General features: G+C 62.0%; 23 protein-coding genes. 13 read left to right on the top strand and 10 right to left on the bottom strand.

Annotated elements, in window-relative coordinates; all coding sequences use genetic code 11:
• Positions 1-67: 67 nt before the first annotated feature.
• Both HMPREF2565_RS12385 and HMPREF2565_RS12380 read left to right on the top strand, forming a co-directional pair.
• Complete coding sequence (locus HMPREF2565_RS12385; RefSeq protein ID WP_071407480.1) at positions 68-949, top strand: hypothetical protein; 882 nt, start codon at positions 68-70, stop codon at positions 947-949.
• Between the two features lie 17 nt (positions 950-966).
• The gene (locus HMPREF2565_RS12380) at positions 967-1,830 is read left to right on the top strand and encodes a hypothetical protein (RefSeq protein ID WP_232745230.1); all 864 of its coding nucleotides are present in this window, start codon (positions 967-969) and stop codon (positions 1,828-1,830) included.
• Positions 1,831-1,836: 6 nt separating this feature from the next.
• On the opposite strand, the gene HMPREF2565_RS12375 is transcribed toward HMPREF2565_RS12380, so the two are convergent.
• Positions 1,837-2,484, bottom strand: a complete 648-nt coding sequence (locus tag HMPREF2565_RS12375) for a hypothetical protein (protein ID WP_071407479.1) — start codon at positions 2,482-2,484, stop codon at positions 1,837-1,839.
• Positions 2,485-2,628: 144 nt separating this feature from the next.
• On the opposite strand from HMPREF2565_RS12375, the gene HMPREF2565_RS12370 reads away from it, so the two are divergent.
• A complete protein-coding gene (locus tag HMPREF2565_RS12370; protein WP_071407478.1) occupies positions 2,629-3,876 on the top strand; it encodes a serine/threonine protein kinase in 1,248 nt (415 codons plus the stop codon).
• Between the two features lie 138 nt (positions 3,877-4,014).
• Positions 4,015-4,695 (top strand): hypothetical protein, encoded by a 681-nt coding sequence (locus tag HMPREF2565_RS12365; RefSeq protein WP_070821788.1) that lies wholly within the window; start codon positions 4,015-4,017, stop codon positions 4,693-4,695.
• Here the strand turns inward: HMPREF2565_RS12365 and HMPREF2565_RS12360 are convergent.
• The 6 genes from HMPREF2565_RS12360 to rpmB form a co-directional block, all read right to left on the bottom strand.
• Positions 4,692-5,408 carry a TetR/AcrR family transcriptional regulator gene (locus HMPREF2565_RS12360; protein WP_049154192.1) on the bottom strand — a complete coding sequence of 239 codons (717 nt, stop codon included), beginning with the start codon at positions 5,406-5,408 and terminating at the stop codon, positions 4,692-4,694. The two genes, HMPREF2565_RS12365 and HMPREF2565_RS12360, sit on opposite strands and share 4 nt — an antisense overlap.
• Before the next feature lie 100 nt (positions 5,409-5,508).
• Positions 5,509-6,291, bottom strand: coding sequence for a hypothetical protein (locus HMPREF2565_RS12355; protein ID WP_049154195.1), 783 nt, complete (start codon positions 6,289-6,291; stop codon positions 5,509-5,511).
• 218 nt (positions 6,292-6,509) lie between these two features.
• A complete protein-coding gene (gene rpsR / locus HMPREF2565_RS12350; protein ID WP_010187626.1) occupies positions 6,510-6,764 on the bottom strand; it encodes a 30S ribosomal protein S18 in 255 nt (84 codons plus the stop codon).
• A 15-nt stretch (positions 6,765-6,779) separates the two neighbouring features.
• The gene (gene rpsN / locus HMPREF2565_RS12345) at positions 6,780-7,085 is read right to left on the bottom strand and encodes a 30S ribosomal protein S14 (RefSeq protein ID WP_010187625.1); all 306 of its coding nucleotides are present in this window, start codon (positions 7,083-7,085) and stop codon (positions 6,780-6,782) included.
• 3 nt (positions 7,086-7,088) lie between these two features.
• The gene (gene rpmG / locus HMPREF2565_RS12340) at positions 7,089-7,253 is read right to left on the bottom strand and encodes a 50S ribosomal protein L33 (protein ID WP_010187624.1); all 165 of its coding nucleotides are present in this window, start codon (positions 7,251-7,253) and stop codon (positions 7,089-7,091) included.
• A 2-nt stretch (positions 7,254-7,255) separates the two neighbouring features.
• Entirely contained in the window at positions 7,256-7,492 is a 237-nt protein-coding gene (rpmB, locus tag HMPREF2565_RS12335) for a 50S ribosomal protein L28 (protein ID WP_010187623.1), read from the bottom strand.
• A 521-nt stretch (positions 7,493-8,013) separates the two neighbouring features.
• On the opposite strand from rpmB, the gene HMPREF2565_RS12330 reads away from it, so the two are divergent.
• From HMPREF2565_RS12330 to HMPREF2565_RS12300, 7 genes are all read left to right on the top strand, one after another.
• The gene (locus HMPREF2565_RS12330) at positions 8,014-8,283 is read left to right on the top strand and encodes a type B 50S ribosomal protein L31 (protein WP_005530151.1); all 270 of its coding nucleotides are present in this window, start codon (positions 8,014-8,016) and stop codon (positions 8,281-8,283) included.
• A 15-nt stretch (positions 8,284-8,298) separates the two neighbouring features.
• Positions 8,299-8,472: a 50S ribosomal protein L32 gene (gene rpmF, locus HMPREF2565_RS12325; protein ID WP_010187615.1), complete on the top strand. Its 174-nt coding sequence runs from the start codon at positions 8,299-8,301 to the stop codon at positions 8,470-8,472.
• A gap of 266 nt (positions 8,473-8,738) precedes the next feature.
• Positions 8,739-9,437, top strand: a complete 699-nt coding sequence (locus HMPREF2565_RS12320; protein WP_049154197.1) for a response regulator transcription factor — start codon at positions 8,739-8,741, stop codon at positions 9,435-9,437.
• Positions 9,434-11,044, top strand: coding sequence for a HAMP domain-containing sensor histidine kinase (locus HMPREF2565_RS12315; RefSeq protein ID WP_049154199.1), 1,611 nt, complete (start codon positions 9,434-9,436; stop codon positions 11,042-11,044). Before HMPREF2565_RS12320 ends, HMPREF2565_RS12315 begins: the two co-directional genes overlap by 4 nt.
• A gap of 111 nt (positions 11,045-11,155) precedes the next feature.
• A complete protein-coding gene (locus HMPREF2565_RS12310) occupies positions 11,156-12,703 on the top strand; it encodes a S1C family serine protease (protein WP_246819160.1) in 1,548 nt (515 codons plus the stop codon).
• Between the two features lie 110 nt (positions 12,704-12,813).
• The gene (locus HMPREF2565_RS12305) at positions 12,814-13,407 is read left to right on the top strand and encodes a MogA/MoaB family molybdenum cofactor biosynthesis protein (protein WP_071407476.1); all 594 of its coding nucleotides are present in this window, start codon (positions 12,814-12,816) and stop codon (positions 13,405-13,407) included.
• Complete coding sequence (locus tag HMPREF2565_RS12300; protein WP_070821792.1) at positions 13,407-13,673, top strand: hypothetical protein; 267 nt, start codon at positions 13,407-13,409, stop codon at positions 13,671-13,673. The genes HMPREF2565_RS12305 and HMPREF2565_RS12300 overlap by 1 nt, the downstream gene beginning before the upstream one ends.
• A gap of 91 nt (positions 13,674-13,764) precedes the next feature.
• On the opposite strand, the gene mscL is transcribed toward HMPREF2565_RS12300, so the two are convergent.
• The 3 genes from mscL to HMPREF2565_RS12285 all read right to left on the bottom strand — a co-directional run bounded on the left by mscL (position 13,765) and on the right by HMPREF2565_RS12285 (position 15,849).
• Positions 13,765-14,193, bottom strand: a complete 429-nt coding sequence (gene mscL / locus HMPREF2565_RS12295) for a large conductance mechanosensitive channel protein MscL (RefSeq protein WP_070510406.1) — start codon at positions 14,191-14,193, stop codon at positions 13,765-13,767.
• 376 nt (positions 14,194-14,569) lie between these two features.
• Positions 14,570-15,214 (bottom strand): SAF domain-containing protein, encoded by a 645-nt coding sequence (locus tag HMPREF2565_RS12290; protein ID WP_070510403.1) that lies wholly within the window; start codon positions 15,212-15,214, stop codon positions 14,570-14,572.
• Positions 15,215-15,282: 68 nt separating this feature from the next.
• Positions 15,283-15,849: a 5-formyltetrahydrofolate cyclo-ligase gene (locus tag HMPREF2565_RS12285; RefSeq protein ID WP_071407475.1), complete on the bottom strand. Its 567-nt coding sequence runs from the start codon at positions 15,847-15,849 to the stop codon at positions 15,283-15,285.
• A 70-nt stretch (positions 15,850-15,919) separates the two neighbouring features.
• Between HMPREF2565_RS12285 and HMPREF2565_RS12280 the strand changes: the two genes are divergently transcribed.
• On the top strand, positions 15,920-16,849 hold the full coding sequence (locus HMPREF2565_RS12280; RefSeq protein WP_071407474.1) for a UTP--glucose-1-phosphate uridylyltransferase: 930 nt from the start codon (positions 15,920-15,922) through the stop codon (positions 16,847-16,849).
• Between the two features lie 88 nt (positions 16,850-16,937).
• On the top strand, positions 16,938-18,230 hold the full coding sequence (glp, locus tag HMPREF2565_RS12275; RefSeq protein ID WP_046646955.1) for a molybdotransferase-like divisome protein Glp: 1,293 nt from the start codon (positions 16,938-16,940) through the stop codon (positions 18,228-18,230).
• Positions 18,231-18,243 lie beyond the last annotated feature (13 nt).

Below are 18,243 nucleotides of genomic sequence, written 5' to 3'. Positions count from 1 at the left end.
AAAGATAGTAAAGATAGAAACGTGCCCACAGGGCGCACTTGACATGTCTAGATCTACGGAGGCACCGGTGACTGATTCAGATCGCAACCACGGATTCGGCTCCCAGCACCCGCAAGGAAATGGTGGCCAGCCACAGCCTTCCCGCAAGGAAACTCACCCGGACACTGTGGATTTTGAGGCCCCGCCCACCCAGGAACGCCCCGTGCACCCTCGGGCCTTCCCGCAGGAAGGTGAGCGCAACTACTCCAACCCCTTCGCCCAATCCGGAGCGCAAGGCAACTACGCCCAGCAGCAGTTTCCCACCCAGCAATTCCCGCCCCAGTCAGCAGCGCAGGGCGGCGGCCAGTACGAACAACAGCCGTTTGCTTATTCCACTGCTTATTCGGAGAGCGCGCCGGCACACCGTGGTTCCGGCAACGGCGGAAAGTATGTGCTCATCGCCGTGCTGATCCTGGCGGTGCTGCTCGTCATCGCCGCGCTGGCCTACCTTATCTTTTTCAAAAATAGCGGCACGGGAACTCAGGCTGATGCGCCCCTGACCACCGCGGCGCAGCTCACCGAGGACAACGACGACACCCAAGAGACGGTTTCTGCGGCGGATGAGGCGGAAAAGACCACGGAGGAAACTACGACGAGCTCCGCCTCGCAGAAACGCCCGGAGCACCCCGACTTGCCTGCGGGGGCGATTCCGGCGAACGACGCCGCGCGGAATAATGAGCCCGGCGGCAATTTCAACAGCGTCTACCGCGGTACTGAGGTGACGTCGGAGCCATTCGCCAACGCTGTGCGCGACGAGTACGTCAAGCACTGGGTGGATACCCATGAGTACGACGCCACGATTGAGGCCTTCAGCCCAACCACCAAGCAGAACTACACAATGGATTGCTCCGATAACGGTGAATTTGTCACCTGCAAAGGTGGCAACAATGCGGTTGTGTACATCCTCTAATGCGCAGGCGGTCAACGATGAAACAAGCAGCAGCACGAGTGGTGATCGCGGGGATTGCGGTGGCGTCGCTAAGCGCCTGCACCATCGGCGATGTCTCCGCGCCGGAGCAACCCACGGCAGCGAGCAGCCCCCAGCCCACCCTGCCTGAGTCCACCCCCGAAAAGGAGCCACCCGTGATTGAGGCCTCCGACATCCACGAAGCCCTCGAAGCCATCGCGGCCGACAACCCGGGGACCGGAATCGCGGTGGCCGGCGCAGATACCGTCGCCGCAGCAGGCATCACAGACCCGCAGTCCGCTTGGTCCACGGCGAAGGTGCCGCTTGCCATTGCCGCCGAGCGCGCCGGCGTGGCCGATCCGGAGACCGTGTCGCGGGCGATTACCTTTTCCGATAATGCCGCGGCCGATTCCCTCTGGGAAGCACTCGGCGGGGGAGAGCACGCCGCGCAGGCAACCCAGGAGATCATTGGCACGGCTACTGTCCCCGCCACGCCACCGCGCCCCGGCTTTAGTGCATTTGGCCAAACGCAGTGGCCGGTAGCCGAGCAAGCAGAGTTTGTCGCCGCCCTGGGATGCCAGCAGGGCACTGATCCCGTTCTGGCAGCCATGGGACAGCCCGATCCCGCACAGCAGTATGGGCTGGGCACCCTCGAAGGATCAGTCATGAAGGGCGGCTGGGGCCCAGCCGAGGACGGGGCCTATGAAGCCCGCCAGATGGGGCTTGTCTCACTGGGCGGGCACACGGTGGCGGTGGCCATCTATGCCAAGGCCGAATCCGGGGACTACGGAGAAGCCCAGCAGATGCTCACGCGCCTAGTCAAGCAGCTCGCCGCCGCCGAGGTGGAATGGCCCGATGCAGGCTGTCAGCAAGGCGCGGTCTAAGGACCCCTAGCGCGGCCAGTAATCCTCGAAGGTCCCGGCCTCGCCATCGATGTCATAGTCCGTGCCGCGGATGGTGAGTACGGAACCGGTGTCCTCGCCGCTGGTGGGGTCGAGGATGGAGGCGGTATAGGAGCTGCCCTCACCCCGGGCCGGTCCGAAAGCGGCACCGTTAGACCACACGCCGCGGTAGAAGAGCGAGTCCTGCTTTTCGCAGATAACGATGTGCGAAACCGGATCGGAACCTGCGGCGGCGAAGACCATGTCCTCGCCCTGCTGGCAACGCGCCTCCGGGTAGTCGGACCAGCCGGCCGCGGTTAGGCTCTCTGGGACGTCAGCAGCTCCAGGGCTGGCTGAGGTCTCTGGTGCTTCCTCGCTCGGCGCGCCTTCCGTGTCCTCTTCTTCGTCGTCTTCTGGTGCGGTTTCTTCCGCGGAGGATTGCGCTTGCTCCGAGGATTCGGCGGTACTGGGGGTTTCCTGGCCGGTGGAGCGGACGTGATTCCAGATCACGGCACCGGAAATCAGGAGTGCGATAAGGATGGCGATCGCGCAGATGATCGGAACGAGGTTGCGCTGGTGGGGCTGGGTCTGCTGAGGCCCGCCGTGCACAGGGCTCGTGTGCTCGTAGGGGTTAGTGCCAAATCCTGGGGTGGTCATAGGGTCCTTGGAAAACTATAGAGAACAACAGGTAGCATAACTGGCTCCCGCATGCCTGACTGAACCACGGTGAAGTCCCCTCCATTTGGGGGCGATGGGACATGGCACCCTCATGCTTGGTTGTGCATATGGTGCAATGGGGCGGTGACTAATTCCTACTTCGTGCAATGGCTGACCCAGCAGAAGCGGTACACCAACGTGTACCTGCTGGGTGAAGGCGGCATGGGGCAGGTCTTCCATGCCACCGATCCGGATCTTTCTCGTGAGCTTGCCGTCAAGGTGCTGCTGGATGATGTCCGCGATGAAGCCTCCCGCGCCCGCTTCAACAACGAAATGAAGGCGTTGACCAAGATTGGCAGTCACCCGGGAGTGGTCCAGTTCTATTCCAAGGAGTCCACGCCGCGCGGTGACGACGTCATGATGATGGCGTTCATCGACGGCGGAACCCTGGCGCACGCCATCCGGGAACGCGCGCAGGAAGGCCAGGGGTTTAGCGTGGCTGAGGTGGTCTACTACCTCACGCCGATTGCTTCGGCGCTGGACTACATGCACCACGAGCTACACCCCGGGTGGGTACACCGCGATATCAAGCCCGCTAATATCCTGCTTCGCAAGGACCCGGGCAGTTTGCCGCCTGCTGTGCTCAGCGATTTCGGGATCAGCATCGAAGAGGGGCAATCCCGTCTGACGAAGGTTGGCCACATCGTGGGCACTGAAAAGTACCTGGCCCCGGAAAATAATGGTCATGCCTACGGCGATGACGATATGTCGGCGCGCGCGGATGACTACTCGCTAGCGCTTATTGCATTCGAGATGCTCACGCTGCATCACCTCAAGGACACGATGCCGCGCAGTGAGTGGGAAGGGCAGCGGCGCATCCCGGACTTGTCCAGCGATGCTTTCACTACGTTCCTCGCGAAGGACACCGCACGGGTGGTGACTCAGGTGCAGACAGTCCTGAACAAGGCGTTGGATAGCGTGCCCATGCAGCGTTATGCGCGCGCCCAGGATTTCATTGCCGCGCTTGACGACGTCTCCCGTTCCCAGCCCACCACCAACCGGGCGACGGAACCTGCGCATCCACGGCAGGCAAAGACCCCAGGGCGGCCGACGCAACACTGGCCGCGACCTGCCGGTTCCTTTGGATCTGTCGAGCAGGCCATGCCGACCGGTTTTGTGGCTCCCGCCAACCCGGTCGCCTCACCCGGGACGGTATCTCCCTCTACGCCGGTGACTCCTGCGGTACCGGGGGCTACCGTTCACAAGCGTGCCGCGGCAGAGCCTAGAGCTGCCAAACCAGCCGCAAAGGATAATCAGAACGCTCTGATCATCACAGTCACCGTTGTTGTCATCATCCTCATTTTCGTGGTGACGTGGGCCATCGTGTCCTAGTCCCCAACAAGCTGGGGGCAAGCGGCTTGTCCCCGCAGTACTGTGGTGAGAGCCGCTACACTGTAGGGCATTGTTGAGGCATATCGCCGAGCCGAAAGGCGATGTGCGCGAATTGTCCAGCCGCCTACGGAGGTGTCCATGAGCCAGCAACAGCCACTCCCATCGCACGACGCTCCCCGGGGGCCCAGGCTGCGCATCGATGACCTGATCGGCGGCGTGCTGGTCATGGCACCAGGCGAGGAAGTAGTCGTCGGTCGCGCTGGTGACTTCCGGGTCGGCGAGGGGGACCTCACCCTGCACCGTCAGCTTTTCCAACTGTGGTACGGCGGTCAAGGCTGGATGATCTGCAACGTAGGCAGCCACATTCCGCTGCGCATCGAGCTGCGCGGGGTTAAGGGATTCTCCCGCATCGATCTCGGCCCGCGCTCGGTGGCGGCCGTGCCGCCGGGCCCGTCACGAATTACGTTTGAAACCCCGGAATGCCCCTACGAGCTCTATATCGATGTCGAAAACAGCAACTACTCGCGCCGGACTAAGCGCGAGCAGGACCTCGATGAAGAGCGCACCCGCACCCGCCATGTGCCCAACGATGAGCAGGAGGAGCTACTGCGCCAGCTAGCCAGCTACCTCAAGAAGCCGGGCTCAACTGATGCCGATATCCCCTCGGTGCGCGAGATTGCCGAGGCGCTGGACTGGACCGAAAAGAAAACCAACCACAAGATGGATCGCCTCGTGGACAGTCTTCGGGCGGACGGCGAAAAGGCCTATAAACCGTATAAGACCTTCTTGGCGCATTACGCCATCCGGCACGGTCGTTAGCGCGTCGTCTTCTTGCGGTCGGCCGCGGCAGCGGCGGCTGCCGAGATGGAGTCGTTGCGGTTCTTCAGCAGCTCCAAGGTAGTGGCTTCGGCGTTGTCGGGAGGGGTGGTGCCGAGGACGGCTAGGGCGGCGTCGGCAAGCATGGCGGATTGCTCCGGCACGCGCTGCGAGGCGTCGAAAGGCGCGGCGCCATCGTTGGGGCGCATCTCAATGACGGAAAGCGCGATGTGGAAGGGCAGTTCCACGCGCGGGTCATCATCACCAACAATGCCAGCGGCGGCAGTGCGGAAGTGCTCCTTGAGGCGATCACGCTGCTCGTGGTACTCGCCGAACTCCGGGGAGTTAGCCACCGGAAGCTGGTACAGGCGGCCGACGTTCCACGCCGACGTCAAGAGCAGGCGGGACTCCGCGGCGACCAGGGACCACAGGCGCTGCGCCGGCGCTGCATCCGAGGCCGCGAGCTCCTCCGCCAGCTCGAGTGAGGGCTCGATGGTGGAATTCAGCAGCGTGAGGAAGATATCCGTCTTGGAAGGGAAGTGATAGTACAGCGATGCCTGCCGGATGCCGACGGCATCGGCGATTTGGTGCGTCGAGGTTGTCGCAAAGCCCTGGGTGGTGAAGAGCTCGGATGAGGCATCCAGAATTTCCTCGCGCGCGGTGTTTCCCCGGCGGCGTGGGCTATTCTTCCTTGGCCTGCCAACGCTACCTGCCATGAGGCGGACTCCCTTCGATAAAACTCATGTAATAACTGACAGCAAGTCAGTAATCGTACACCCCGCCGCGAACGGCGTTCGTCAAAGCGTAGCTTTGACTTCAGCTAACCACATTACCGTGCCGGATCATTATGGATTCGACGGCAGCGGAGACTGTGCGGCACGCCGAGCCGTAGGCGGTGCGGTCCAATGGCGGAAGGTCTTCGAGAATAACGCTGTGCTTGTCGACGCCGTCGTACCACCGCCCCAATTCCAGCGCGATGCCCGTGCCCCACGCCAGGCTCAGGCCTTCTGCCTCGGCTGCGGTGAGCAATTCGCGCTCCACGCCTATAGCAAGGCGGTCAGGGGTGGGCCGAGGTGCCGGCGCTGCCCAGCGGGCGATGGCCGAAACGGGGGCGAGTAGGGAACGGCGAATGGACACCTCGGCGGAGCGGTCCGGCAGCCCATCCACGAGCTTGAGGGGCGCTGGGCGCTGCGAAACAGCCTCGGCATAGAGTTCCTCCTCGCCGCCGGTGCCCAGCGGCAGGCCGGCATCAGCGCGGGTTGAGGCGCATTCCTCCACCGCGCCGCAGGGCAATCCGGCCTCGATGATGACTTGCTCCAGCTGCTCGTCGGCGCCCAGCCAGGTGATGGGAAGTGAGGGGAGAAGATCCCCGCGGGCGGCAGCGCCTGTCAGCCGCACAGGGCTAGCGAGGCCTGGGGAGCGAACAATATCGGTGACCACGCGGGAAAACCACGCCGCAAGCTCGACCCCGTCGGTCCGGTGGGCGGTGGCATTGCGCAGAAGGTCCTGGGCTTCTTCCAATAGCCCACGCGCGTGGGCGGGGGAGTGGCAGTGGGCGGCCAGTTCGCTGAGATCGGTGAGGGATTCGTGCAGCGGCATCAGGTGTTAATTGCCTTTCCGTCAGGGGCTTTCTAGCTCTTCAATGTAGCACTGGGAATTTGTGGGGCGGCAGAGCAACCGCCCTAACCGCGAAAACGACGACCGCCGCCTGCCTGCCCCGAGAGGGGGAAGGAGGCGGCGGCCTGAAAGCTCTTTTGTCCTGTCCTAGTGAGTCACGAGTACAGCGGCAAAAGTGCGCTGTTGAAACCAGCTAGTGTTTAGCGGGACGTGAACGGCAGGAGAGCCATTTCGCGTGCGTTCTTGACGGCAGTAGCAACCTGACGCTGCTGCTGCGGGGTCAGACCGGTGACGCGACGGGAGCGGATCTTGCCGCGGTCGGAGATGAACAGACGCAGGGTCTTGATCTCCTTGTAGTCAACCTTCTCAATGCCCTCGGCCTTGAGCGGGTTCTTCTTCGGGCGGCGGGTCTGCTCCATACGGAACTTCTTGTGGTTATTACGCTTGACAGCCATTGTATGGGTACCCCTTTACCAGCTGGACTTGCGAACGCCCGGCAGCTCACCACGGTGAGCCATGCCGCGCATACGGACACGGGACAGACCGAACTTGCGGAGGTAACCGCGCGGACGTCCATCAGCGGAGTCGCGGTTACGGACGCGGACGCGGGCGGCGTCGCGCGGCTGACGGTTCAGCTCGAACTGCGCCTCGAGGCGCTCTTCGTCCGGGGTGTTCGGGTTCTTGATGATTGCCTTGAGCTCAGCGCGACGCTCCGCGTAGCGGGCGACGATTTCCTTGCGCTGCTCGTTCTTGGCGATCTTTGACTTCTTAGCCATAAATTATCGCTCCTCGCGGAATTCGACGTGCTTGCGGACGATCGGATCGAACTTCTTCAAGGTGATGCGATCCGGGTTGTTGCGCTTGTTCTTACGGGTCACGTAGGTGTAACCGGTGCCCGCAGTGGACTTCAGTTTGATGATTGGACGGATGTCATTACGTGCCATCTTTAGATCTTCTCCCCACGTGCGCGAATCTTAGCCACGACGGACTCGATGCCATCGCGGTCGATGATCTTCATGCCCTTGGTGGAAACGGTCAGGGTGATGGTACGGCCCTCAGAGGGCAGGTAGTACCGACGACGCTGCACGTTGGGGTTCCAACGGCGCGAGGTGCGGCGGTGCGAGTGCGAGACCTGCTTGCCGAATTCCGGCTTGCGGCCCGTTACCTGGCAAATAGCCGACATGGGTCTTCTTTCTCCTAGCCGCCCACATCGAAAGCGACTAACGGAGGCCTATTTCCGCGGTGAGGCGCGGCGCTCGAAAAAGTGAGGTTGAGCAGGAGGCTTAATCCGTTGAACACCAGTTGATGGGGGCGTAAAACGATTACTTTGACAACAGCAAGGGGAAATCTTACATGCCACAGCCTGCAGAACCTAATCACCGCCGGCGTGCGGGCCGGTGTGGATACCTCTGATCTATACCTGAGCTACGGCTGATCTATACCTGATCTACCGCGCGTTCCTGCCGAAGGGGCAGGTGAGGGGTGTGGTTGTGGATTCTGTCCGTCGGAGCGCGGCGGTGGAGGCCAGAGCGATTTCGGTTTTAATGCTGGTGGCCTGTAGGATATGTCAAGTTGTCGGCACGAGCCGCACAGTTTGTAAGTATAGAGACCCAACTCGGGCACGATCCTTTCACACTTCCTTCCACGCCGGAGATGTGTTGCGGAAGGAACCGACCCGTAGTTCAACCCTGAGGGAATCGACATATGAAGAAAGATATCCACCCGGATTACCACCCGGTGGTCTTCAAGGATGCCGGTACCGGCCACTCCTTCCTGACCAAGTCCACCGCTACCTCCGATCGCACCGTTGAGTGGGAAGACGGCAACGAGTACCCGCTCATCGTCGTTGACGTCACCGCTGAGTCCCACCCGTTCTGGACCGGTGCCCAGCGCGTTATGGATACCGCTGGCCGCGTTGAGAAGTTCAACCAGCGCTTCGGTGCAATGGCTCGCCGCAAGAAGAAGAACGCGTAAGGAGGATAGGAAAAGATGGCAACTCCTAAGTTTAAGAAGTCCCGCGCGAACACCCACTCTCGCCGTTCCCAGTGGAAGGCTGACAACGTCGCCCTCCAGGAAGTCACCATCGACGGCCAGACCGTGCGCATCCCGCGCCGTCTGGTGAAGGCCGCCAAGCTCGGCCTGGTCGACGTGGAGCAGTTCTAAGGCTTTCTAAGCCTCAAGGCTGCGAATTCTGCCCCGAGGGATTCACCCTTTCTGAGTGAATCCCTCGGGGCATTTGTGTTGGCCTAGTTGCCCGCTGCAGTGACTCATTCTCGAGGCTGCAGTGCTCGGCTGCGGTGCCTTTCTTGTCTGGGCGTTCGCTGATGCCACGGGTAGTGGGGTGAATAAAATCTTAAGGGGTGATTTAAGGGGGCGAAAGAACTAGGCCCACTTCGTGAATGCGCCTTAGATAGGACATAATTGGAAACATGAAGATTCTTGTCGTGGATGACGAGCAGGCCGTACGCGAATCGCTTCGCCGCTCCTTGAAGTTTAATGGCTACGACGTAATGTTGGCCGCCGATGGCGTAGAGGCTGTCGAGATGGTCCACAGGGAGAACCCAGGACTGCTCATCCTCGATGTGATGATGCCGAACATGGACGGCTTGGAAGTCTGCCGAACCTTGCGCAGTGAGGGTTGGGACCGTCCAATCCTCGTGCTCACGGCTCGTGATGGCGTGTCTGACCGCGTTGCAGGGCTCGATGCGGGTGCCGACGATTACCTGCCCAAGCCTTTCGCTCTTGAAGAGCTTTTGGCTCGTGTTCGTTCCCTGGTCCGTCGTGCTGCTGCGGAGTCGATCAGCAAGCAGCAGCCCGTTGAAACCCAGCTGAGTTTTGAGGACCTCAAGCTCGATGCCGATACGCGTGAAGTCACTCGTGGCGACCGTCAGATTTCCCTGACGCGCACCGAATTCGCCTTGTTGCGCTTGCTCATGGAGAACCCGCGCAAGGTGCTCTCCCGCAACACCATCCTGGAAGAAGTATGGGGCTATGATTTCCCTACCTCAGGCAACGCGCTCGAGGTGTACATCGGCTACCTGCGTAAGAAGACCGAAGAAGATGGCGAGCCGCGACTTATCCACACCGTGCGTGGCGTCGGCTATGTCATGAGGGAGGCTATCGCGTGATTTTGCGGAGGCCCGCGCCCGACGCGGTGCCTTCTGAAGACCTAGATTCCACGGCGTGGTTGGGCCTGTCAGGTCGTCGCGGCTGGGCTTCGCGGGCGCCGCTTCGGTGGCGCCTTTCTTTGGTTACTGGTGTCGTTGTCGCTGTCTCGGTGGCAGTGATGACGTTGGTGACCTACTGGTTGGTTGCGGCGTCGATGACGGCGAGCGTCGACAAGCAAATCATGCAGCAAGCGGACGTGCTGATGGAGCAGGCACAGGATCCGCGCTTCGTGGAGAATATCGATCAGGAGATCGCTTCTTTTAAGCTCTACAATCCTTCGACTCGGGTCTCTATCTCTCCGCCAGCAGCTACCTTTTCCTATGGTGACGCCTTGCCGGTGGGTGGGGACTTTAAACCGGACGGGGACACCATGGAAAGCTCCATCCGCACCCTGGGTGGTGAGCGCGTGCTGGCCAAGTCCCAGGAAGGTGGCGCCACGGTAGTCCTGGCCAAGGACCTTGGTCCCACGGAGGAGATTGTGTCCGCGGTGGGCTCCGCGCTGCTGATTATCGTGGCCTTTGGCGTGCTGCTTTCCGTCTTCGCGGGAATGGTGGTGTCCAAGACCGGCATGGAGCCGATCGCTCGCCTCAAGCGGGCTGCTGATTACGTGACGCAGACCAATGACCTGCGGCCGATTGCCGTGGAGAGCAACGATGAAATGGCACAACTTACTGTGTCCTTTAACCGAATGCTTTCCGCCCTGCAGCACGCGCGCGTGCAGCAATCACAGTTTGTGGCTGATGCCGGCCACGAGCTTAAGACCCCGCTGACGTCCATGCGGACGAACATTGAGCTTCTCATGATGCTCAATAAGTCCGGTGGCGGGTTTGGCATCAGTGAGGAAGACCGGCGCGACCTCGAAGATGACGTAATGGCGCAGATGTCGGAATTGGCCACCCTGATCGGTGACTTGGTTGACCTAGCGCGCGAGGACGCCACTGAGAAGGAGCCGGAGCCCGTTGAGCTGCACGAAGTGTTGGAGAATTCGCTCAACCGCGCCAAGCGCCGCCGTCCTGACGTGGACTTCCGCGTGCGGTTTATCCCGTGGATGATCGACGGCGATCCTTTTGCCCTGGGCCGCGCCACCCTCAACCTCATGGACAATGCTGCGAAGTGGTCCCCGCCGACGGGAACCGTGCGCGTGTCCATGCGGCAAATCGCCCCCGACAAGGTGCGCCTGCGCGTTGACGATTCTGGCCCCGGCATCGCTCCGGAGGAACGGGACAAAGTATTTGAGCGCTTCTACCGTTCTGCTGAAGCCCGTGCCATGCCGGGATCCGGATTGGGCCTAGCAATCGTGAAATCCGTGGTGGAGAGGCACAATGGAGAGATCACCATCAAGGATTCCGCGGACGGCGGAACGCGCATGGAGGTTATCCTGCCCGGGCACCCCACCGAAGGTGATGCCTTGGTGGACGGGCTGGAAGACTTGCCCTACGATTTCCAGTCCGAACTCTCCGCTGAGCAGCAGTCAGCGGGGCAGCTACACGACCCCGCGGTCAGCCAACCGAAAGAGCGCAACGACCGCGGCCATATCTTTGCGGAGCGGTGGTTCAATCAGGGCTAGTGTGCCAGGGATCACCCCAGCTCAAGGCGCACAGGAAACGTCCAGCTTCTCGTAGCACACTGGCAGATTAGTATCAGATACGCGCCAGCGCGATGGTGCACACTACCTGACATGAATATGAGGAATTCGAACATGGATAACCCCATGGATAGCCCGCAGAACTTTGACGGACGGGGACAATCACAGCAGCGAGGCGAGGTACCTTCTGCGGGAAGTGAATCGAATGGCTGGAATCAGCCGCGGTCGGATACATCGAGGCAAGGCGGACAGTCGCCCTACGGAAGCCAGGCGGGGCAGGGAGCCCAGGCTTCTTCTTTTGGCAACCAGCCTTCCCAGGCGCCTTACGGGGCGCAGGCGCCGTATGGCGGTTCGAATTATGGATTCGGTCAACAAGGTCAGCAGCGTTTGGCAGCACAGCAGCCTTCGGCAGGGCAGCACTCGCAGGAGGGAACACAGCCTTATGCCGGTCAGCGCTACACTGCGGCGCATGCTGGTAATCAGAACCAGTTCTTCGGCGGCCAAGAGGGGGCAGGCGTACGGGTCGTGGAACCGAGCGATGAGCCTAAGGCCAAGCGCAAGGTCGGCCTGGGCACCGCGCTGTCCATGATGCTCGTAGCCTTCATCGCTGCCGGCGGTGTTACCGGCGTGGTGGTCGGAACGGTGGGCAAGGACAAGTCCTCCACCTCGACGGTCAATGAGGTCTTGGAGCGCCAGCCGGTGGCCAACAGCACCGGTAAAGAGCCTGCCGACGGCTCCGTCGAGGACGTGGCATCGAAGGTACTTCCAGCAGTGGTATCCATTTACTCCATTACCCGCTCCGGCGGTGCCGAGGGCTCGGGCTCGATTATTTCCCCGGACGGCTACGTGTTGACCAATCACCACGTCGTCGCCGGCGCGGATCAAGGCGGGCGCTTGGAAGTGACCATGAATGATGGTTCGCGCCACAGCGCCACGTTTGTGGCCTCGGATGCGACCACGGACGTTGCTGTCATCAAGATTGATGACGTTAACGATCTTCCCTTCCTACAGTTCGGTGATTCGGACGCAGCCGCGGTGGGGCAAGAGGTCGTTGCCGTAGGTTCCCCGTTGGGACTCAACGCTACGGTGACTTCCGGAATTGTCTCGGCGAAGAACCGTCCCGTCCGTGCTTCGCAGGAAGGCGGGGAGTCCTCGCTTATCGACGCCATCCAGACCGACGCCGCCGTCAACCCCGGCAACTCCGGTGGTCCCTTGGTGGACATGGAAGGCAACATCATTGGAATGAACTCGATGATCGCCTCGCTATCGGGTGGCTCGAATTCCGAGGGCGGTTCCATCGGTCTGGGATTCGCTATTCCCTCCAACTTTGCCAAGCGGATGGCCGATGAGCTCATCAACAATGGCAAGGTCAAGCACCCAACCTTGGGCGTTAAGGTCCGCGCGCAAAGCGACACCCTTGGTGCGGAGATCGTCGATGTCGAACGCGATAGCCCAGCCGATAAGGCGGGGCTCAAGTCTGGTGACGTGGTCACCCGCGTCAACGATCGGCTTATTGAAAGCTCTGATGCCCTCATCGCGGCAACCCGTTCCCAGGAGTTCGGAGCGACCGTGACCTTGGAGGTACGGAGCCGAGACAGCGAAGATGTGAGAAAGGTAGAGGTAACTCTGGCAAGCGAGTAAGTTAACAAATACTTGGGCGGTGCGTGAGCGCCGCACGAACACCGCACCCTGAGACCTTGTGAAGAAACCACTACCGGAAGATTCCGCCCCTACCTTTAAGGAGAACCTCCGTGGCAGAAAACACCGACGCAACTGAGTTGCTGGGGCGCGATGCCTCACGCGAACTCGATGATGTCACCGAACCAGATGACGCTTTCCTCATCGCGAGCGAACAAGAACAAAGTGTGCAAGCACCGCGCCGCGCGCTCGTCGTGATCGTCACCGACCACCCAGATGATGCAGCGCAGGACACGTCGCGCTTGGCGGGCGAACTGTTGGCTGAAGCTGATTTCACCGTCGACGGCGCAGTGATCGTTCGTTCCAAGAAGTCCAAGATCCGGCAGGCGATTGAAACCGGCGTGGTTGGGGGCGTTGACTTGGTCCTCACGATTGGTGGCACGGGCGTTGGCCCGCGCGATAAGACCCCAGAGGCGACTCGCGCGGTGCTGGACCAAATGGTCCCTGGCGTGGCCCAGGCCCTGCGCTCCTCCGGCCAAGCATGCGGTGCGGTGGATGCGTGCACATCCCGCGGCATTTCGGGAGTGTCTGGTTCAACGGTGGTTGTCAACGTCGCATCTTCCCGCGCGGCGGTACGCGATGGCATGGCTACGCTGACCCCCTTGGTGCACCACCTCGTCGATCAGCTGCAGAAGTCCAGCGTCTAATGGCTGATTCCACACCGCGTACCCCGCGGGCGCGCCGTCGCGCGAAGCGTCCTTCGACGGCCGAGAATTACGATCGCAGCTTCGATGTTCCTCACGGGCCAATGTCTGGGGCCGCTGGCTCTTCTTCCGCCGCAGGGGCCGATGAGCTGCGCACCGTGAGCTTTGAGGCGGACGCAGGCGGCCCCGGTGGTGACAGCGAGGACGAGGCCACGGGAGAGGCCTTCTACCGCGAGAACATGCCGCCGCATTTTGGCACCACGCAGTAGTGCGTGAGCAGCGGGCGGAGGCAAAAGAAAATCCCGCAGAACTTCGGCGAAATGCCGGTTCTGCGGGATTTTTAGGCTTGGGGCTGCTGGCTTAGATGCTGGAGCCAGGCTTGTTGGTGGTGGTGCCACCGTTTTCAGCAGCGAGCAGGTCGCGGATCTCGCCGAGCAGCTGCTCGGTGGTCGGAGCCGGCTCCTCCGGGTCAACGCCCTGGCGGCGCTTAGCGCGCTCGGTGACGGCGTTGATCGGAGCAACGATGACGAAGTAGATGACAGCGGCAACGATGAGGAAATTGATAAGGGCGGTGATGACTGCACCGAAGTCCAGGAAGGTCTCCGGGCTATCGGTAATTGCGAAGCCCAGGCCACCAAAGTCTGGGGAGCCGAGGGAGTTAATCAGCGGCTGGATGATGTGATCGGTGATGGAGGTGACGATCGCGGTGAAGGCGGCACCGATGATGACCGCTACGGCCAACTCGATGACGTTGCCGCGCAGGATGAAATCTTTAAAGCCCTTGAGCATGGTGGTGGTTGTCCTATCTACGGGGGTAGGTGCTTCCTGTGTCTTAAGCGTCTGCTTTGCGTAGTCCGCACTCTGCGCAGGCGCGCTGTTCAGAAAAGTCGGAGAAAAGCAGGCATAGAGCCATAATGCTCTCTAAGAGAGGCCCTAGATGCGCAGGGACGCCAACGTAAGACGAAGCATGTGGAAATACTGGAATAGCGAAAGCCACTTCTGTACGCCATCCTGCAGGTGGTGCCGCGGGGTCGCGCGGCAGTCGCGAGACTGCAAGAGCAAAAAGCGCCTGAGTGGATGTGCCTATAGTAGGCAGAGTTTGCGTGTCGTGGCAACATCTTATGGAGGCCTACCAGTGCAAACGCGATGATCTTCACAACATAGCTTAACTGTGGGCGCGGTCGCCCACAATGACAACCGTGAGCGGTTGTGCCAGTGACGCGGCTGCCACAGCTTCGGCTGCTTCGGCTGGTAGCGCAACGAGGAGTGTGTGCGTGCGGGCATCCTCTCCGCCGGCACCCACCGACACGACGCGTGCGCCACGGGCAATCGTTGAGCCGCGGGCGGGGAGGGAAGCGTCGTCACCACCGTCGAGGGCACCGACAATATTGACCGTATCGCCGTGATGGAGGTTGCGGGCAACGTCTGGCTCGGCGAGCGTGAGCGGGATAAGGTGGCCGTCTTCCATCCCGAAGTCTGCGATGAGGTCCGAACTGAGCAGCCGGGTGGTGGTAAGTATTTCGCCGGCGCTGGCCGCCGCCACTAGAACCCGCCCCACCGCATCTTCTGGGTTGCTCCCTAACGCCGTGGCGGGGAGAGCGGAGGAGGGGACGCGGGCCACGGAGACATCGCCAAGCGCCAGCGTCTCCCCGGCGGCGACGTCCCGGGCCATGACCACCACGCGCGGCTGCTCGCGGGTAGAAGCGAGCGCGCTTGCCGCCGCGGCCACGAGCAAGACTGCGGCCGTTACGCGGCGCAGGAGAACGCTGCGGCGATGCCCGGGGGTGCGCAGAACGTGAAGAAAGTCCATACCTTCTTAGACTGTGCTCCGACCCGCACGGTTCCCAGGCGGCGGCATGGAATCTGAGAAGGGGCCGATTAAAGCCAGCGCATCCCGCGCTCGGTGAGGATGCCATCGACGGGACGGTCGTGTCCCTCGAAGGGGACGTCCCGGACCTCGCTGGAGTGGACGAGAGCGACGACGGGCGGGTTCCCAGTGGGAAGCGGGGTGAGTGCGCGGTCGTAGTAGCCGGCGCCTTTCCCGAGGCGCATGCCTGACTCGCTCACCGCCATCGCGGGCGCCAAGATGAGGTCGAGGTGCGCCAGGATTTCGCTGCTATGGCGCTGCCCGACGGGCTCTGCAATCCCTAATGCCCCTGGGCGCATGGCCTCCGGCCCGCCATACAGCGTCCACAAGAGCTCACCGTTTTTGCCTGAAATGGGAAGGTAGACCTCCTTGCAGAGTGCGGACACGGCCTCCACGAAGTCGGGGCCACCCGGCTCTGTTCCCAGGGGATGGTAGGCGGCAACACGCATCGCAGGAGTGAGTAATTCACCCACACCGGCGCACCACGCGGCGTTGTCATCAGCGCGCTGCTCGGCGCTGCGCTCGCGCCGAGCGTTCAGGAGTGAGGATCTTAAGGCGTCCTTGGGGGAGGTCGTCATGGTTGTCAATCATAGCGGGACGGCGTAGCGCAGCACGGGAGCGGGAAGGGCGCATTGTAAAGTGGAACTTATGGCTATTGCACACGAGGATTCCCACACCGGGATCGCTACGGTCGTTGTTCCCGCTGCTGGCATGGGCACCCGCTTCTTGCCCGCCACCAAGACCGTACCGAAGGAGCTGCTCCCCGTCGTTGATACGCCGGGTATTGAACTCATTGCGGAAGAGGCCGCGTCCGTGGGCGCCCAGCGCCTTGCGGTGATTACCGCGCCGAACAAGCAGGAAGTGATGCGGCACTTTGATGAGTTCCCCGATCTCGTCGAGACCCTCGACGCCCGCGGCAAAGACGAGCAAGTGGCCAAGGTCAAGCGTGCTGCTCAGTTGATCCACCCGATTTCCGTGGAGCAGGAAAAACCGCTGGGCCTGGGCCACGCGGTGGGCTTGGCGGAATCCGTGTTGGAGGATGACGAAGAATTCTTCGCCGTCATGCTGCCGGATGACATTGTCCTGCCGGCCACCGTCATGGGCGAGATGGCCCGGGTTCGTTCCGCGCTGGGCGGCAGCGTGCTGTGCGCCTTCGAGGTGTCACGCGAAGAGACCTATAACTACGGCGTCTTCGACGTCGAGGACACCAACGCGCCGGGAGTGAAGAAGGTTGTGGGCATGGTGGAGAAGCCGGATCCGGAAGATGCGCCTTCGAACCTCGTGGCCACTGGGCGCTACCTGCTCGACAGGAAGATTTTTGATGCCCTTCGCCGCATTAAGCCAGGTAAGGGCGGGGAGCTGCAGCTGACTGACGCCATTGAACTCCTCATTAAGGAAGGTCACCCCGTTCACGTCGTAGTCCACCAAGGCAAGCGCCACGACCTGGGCAACCCGGGTGGGTACATTCCGGCCAATGTTGACTTTGGTCTGCGTGATGAGAAGTACGGTCCTGCGCTCTACAAGGCGATCAAGAAGATTGTGGAGGACTACGAAGAAGAAAAGGGGCTGAAGGGCTAAGCCTTCGCACGCCTAGCGCGCTAAGCTCTACTCCAGTAACTTCCATCCCTTTAGGCCCCACATACCCCAGAGTAAAGGCAGGCGGTACATGCGTTCGGTCGATGACCAGATGGCGTTCATTCTTGATGCAGCGATGACTCCCGAGCCGGTACGCATCGCCATCGCGAATGCCCTAGGTCTCAAGTGCGCGGAGGAGGTGCAGGCAAACCAGCCGCTCCCGGGGTTTCCGCAAGCAGCCATTGATGGCTATGCCGTGCGCGCCGTGGACGTTGGGGGAGAAAAGGCCCTCAAGGCACGCTCCCGCCACGACGTTGAGGATGCGGATGCACCCGCCACGGAGACGGAGATTGAGCGTTCCCTGCCTGTAGTGGGGGAGGTTCCTGCAGGGTCGCGCCAGCCTTTGCGTTTGCAGCCCAAGCAAGCGGTGCGCGTGTACACGGGCGCGCCTCTGCCGACGCTTGCCGACGCCGTCCTTCCTCTCGAGTGGACCGACCGCGGCCGCAAGCGCGTGACCTCGCACCGCCCGGTGCGCTCGGGGGACTTCGTGCGCCGCGTGGGTGATGATATTCAGCCCGGGGATGTTGCCGTATCCTCCGGTACCATCTTGGGCCCAGCGCAGATTGGCCTGCTCGCGGCGGTGGGGCGTTCGAAGGTGCTGGCGTACCCCCGCCCGCGCGTGACCATCGTGTCCTTTGGCAAGGAGCTTGTCGACGTCGACCGCGAGCCCGGCCTGGGGCAAGTCTTCGACGTGAACTCTTATTCGCTTGCAGCGGCCGCGAGGGAGGCCGGCGCGGACGTGCACCGCGTCGGCATCGCCGCCGGCGAGCCGCGTCGCGTGCGCGAGGCTTTGGAAACCTACTTGGCGCGCAGCGAGGTGCTGGTGATCTCCGGTGCCGTGGGTGGCGCGGGTTCGGAAGAAATCCGCGAGGTCCTTGATGAGTTGGGAGATGTGGATACCTCACGCGTAGCAATGCACCCAGGATCGGTCCAGGGCTTCGGTCTGTTGGGGGAGGAGCGCATCCCGACCTTCCTGCTGCCCTCGAACCCGGTGTCCGCGCTGGTTATCTTTGAGGTCTTTGTGCGCCCGCTGATCCGTCTCTCCCTGGGCAAGCGCAGCGGCCAACGCCGCGTGGTGCGCGCACGCGTGCTCAACCACATGGAATCCCGCCCGGGACGCCGCGGCTACATCCGCGCCCGGCTCATGCGGGATGCCGAAACCTCTGACTATCTGGTGGAAGGACTGGGCGGTGCGGCGGGCGCGCCGGCGCACCTGCTCGCAGGGCTCTCGGAAGCGAACGCGATGATCCGCATTCCGGAGGAAGTGACAGAGATCCGTCCCGGGGACGTGGTGGACGTCCTGTTCCTGACCCAGCGCAGCTAGTCGCCGGCACACA

The sequence above is a fragment of the Corynebacterium sp. HMSC072A04 genome (assembly GCF_001809235.1).
GTDB lineage: Bacteria > Actinomycetota > Actinomycetes > Mycobacteriales > Mycobacteriaceae > Corynebacterium > Corynebacterium hiratae.
Note: the sequence above shows the minus strand (reverse complement) of the source record. Positions and strands in the feature narration are given on the sequence as shown.

What these genes read in the sequence shown, in the direction of transcription:
- HMPREF2565_RS12380 (WP_232745230.1), top strand. Translation starts at nt 967, where the DNA reads ATGAAACAAGCAGCAGCACGAGTGGTGATCGCGGGGATTGCGGTGGCG.
- HMPREF2565_RS12375 (WP_071407479.1), bottom strand. Translation starts at nt 2,484, where the DNA reads ATGACCACCCCAGGATTTGGCACTAACCCCTACGAGCACACGAGCCCT.
- HMPREF2565_RS12365 (WP_070821788.1), top strand. Translation starts at nt 4,015, where the DNA reads ATGAGCCAGCAACAGCCACTCCCATCGCACGACGCTCCCCGGGGGCCC.
- HMPREF2565_RS12360 (WP_049154192.1), bottom strand. Translation starts at nt 5,408, where the DNA reads ATGGCAGGTAGCGTTGGCAGGCCAAGGAAGAATAGCCCACGCCGCCGG.
- HMPREF2565_RS12355 (WP_049154195.1), bottom strand. Translation starts at nt 6,291, where the DNA reads ATGCCGCTGCACGAATCCCTCACCGATCTCAGCGAACTGGCCGCCCAC.
- rpsR (WP_010187626.1), bottom strand. Translation starts at nt 6,764, where the DNA reads ATGGCTGTCAAGCGTAATAACCACAAGAAGTTCCGTATGGAGCAGACC.
- rpsN (WP_010187625.1), bottom strand. Translation starts at nt 7,085, where the DNA reads ATGGCTAAGAAGTCAAAGATCGCCAAGAACGAGCAGCGCAAGGAAATC.
- rpmG (WP_010187624.1), bottom strand. Translation starts at nt 7,253, where the DNA reads ATGGCACGTAATGACATCCGTCCAATCATCAAACTGAAGTCCACTGCG.
- rpmB (WP_010187623.1), bottom strand. Translation starts at nt 7,492, where the DNA reads ATGTCGGCTATTTGCCAGGTAACGGGCCGCAAGCCGGAATTCGGCAAG.
- HMPREF2565_RS12330 (WP_005530151.1), top strand. Translation starts at nt 8,014, where the DNA reads ATGAAGAAAGATATCCACCCGGATTACCACCCGGTGGTCTTCAAGGAT.
- rpmF (WP_010187615.1), top strand. Translation starts at nt 8,299, where the DNA reads ATGGCAACTCCTAAGTTTAAGAAGTCCCGCGCGAACACCCACTCTCGC.
- HMPREF2565_RS12320 (WP_049154197.1), top strand. Translation starts at nt 8,739, where the DNA reads ATGAAGATTCTTGTCGTGGATGACGAGCAGGCCGTACGCGAATCGCTT.
- HMPREF2565_RS12310 (WP_246819160.1), top strand. Translation starts at nt 11,156, where the DNA reads ATGAATATGAGGAATTCGAACATGGATAACCCCATGGATAGCCCGCAG.
- HMPREF2565_RS12300 (WP_070821792.1), top strand. Translation starts at nt 13,407, where the DNA reads ATGGCTGATTCCACACCGCGTACCCCGCGGGCGCGCCGTCGCGCGAAG.
- mscL (WP_070510406.1), bottom strand. Translation starts at nt 14,193, where the DNA reads ATGCTCAAGGGCTTTAAAGATTTCATCCTGCGCGGCAACGTCATCGAG.
- HMPREF2565_RS12290 (WP_070510403.1), bottom strand. Translation starts at nt 15,214, where the DNA reads ATGGACTTTCTTCACGTTCTGCGCACCCCCGGGCATCGCCGCAGCGTT.
- HMPREF2565_RS12285 (WP_071407475.1), bottom strand. Translation starts at nt 15,849, where the DNA reads ATGACGACCTCCCCCAAGGACGCCTTAAGATCCTCACTCCTGAACGCT.
- HMPREF2565_RS12280 (WP_071407474.1), top strand. Translation starts at nt 15,920, where the DNA reads ATGGCTATTGCACACGAGGATTCCCACACCGGGATCGCTACGGTCGTT.
- glp (WP_046646955.1), top strand. Translation starts at nt 16,938, where the DNA reads ATGCGTTCGGTCGATGACCAGATGGCGTTCATTCTTGATGCAGCGATG.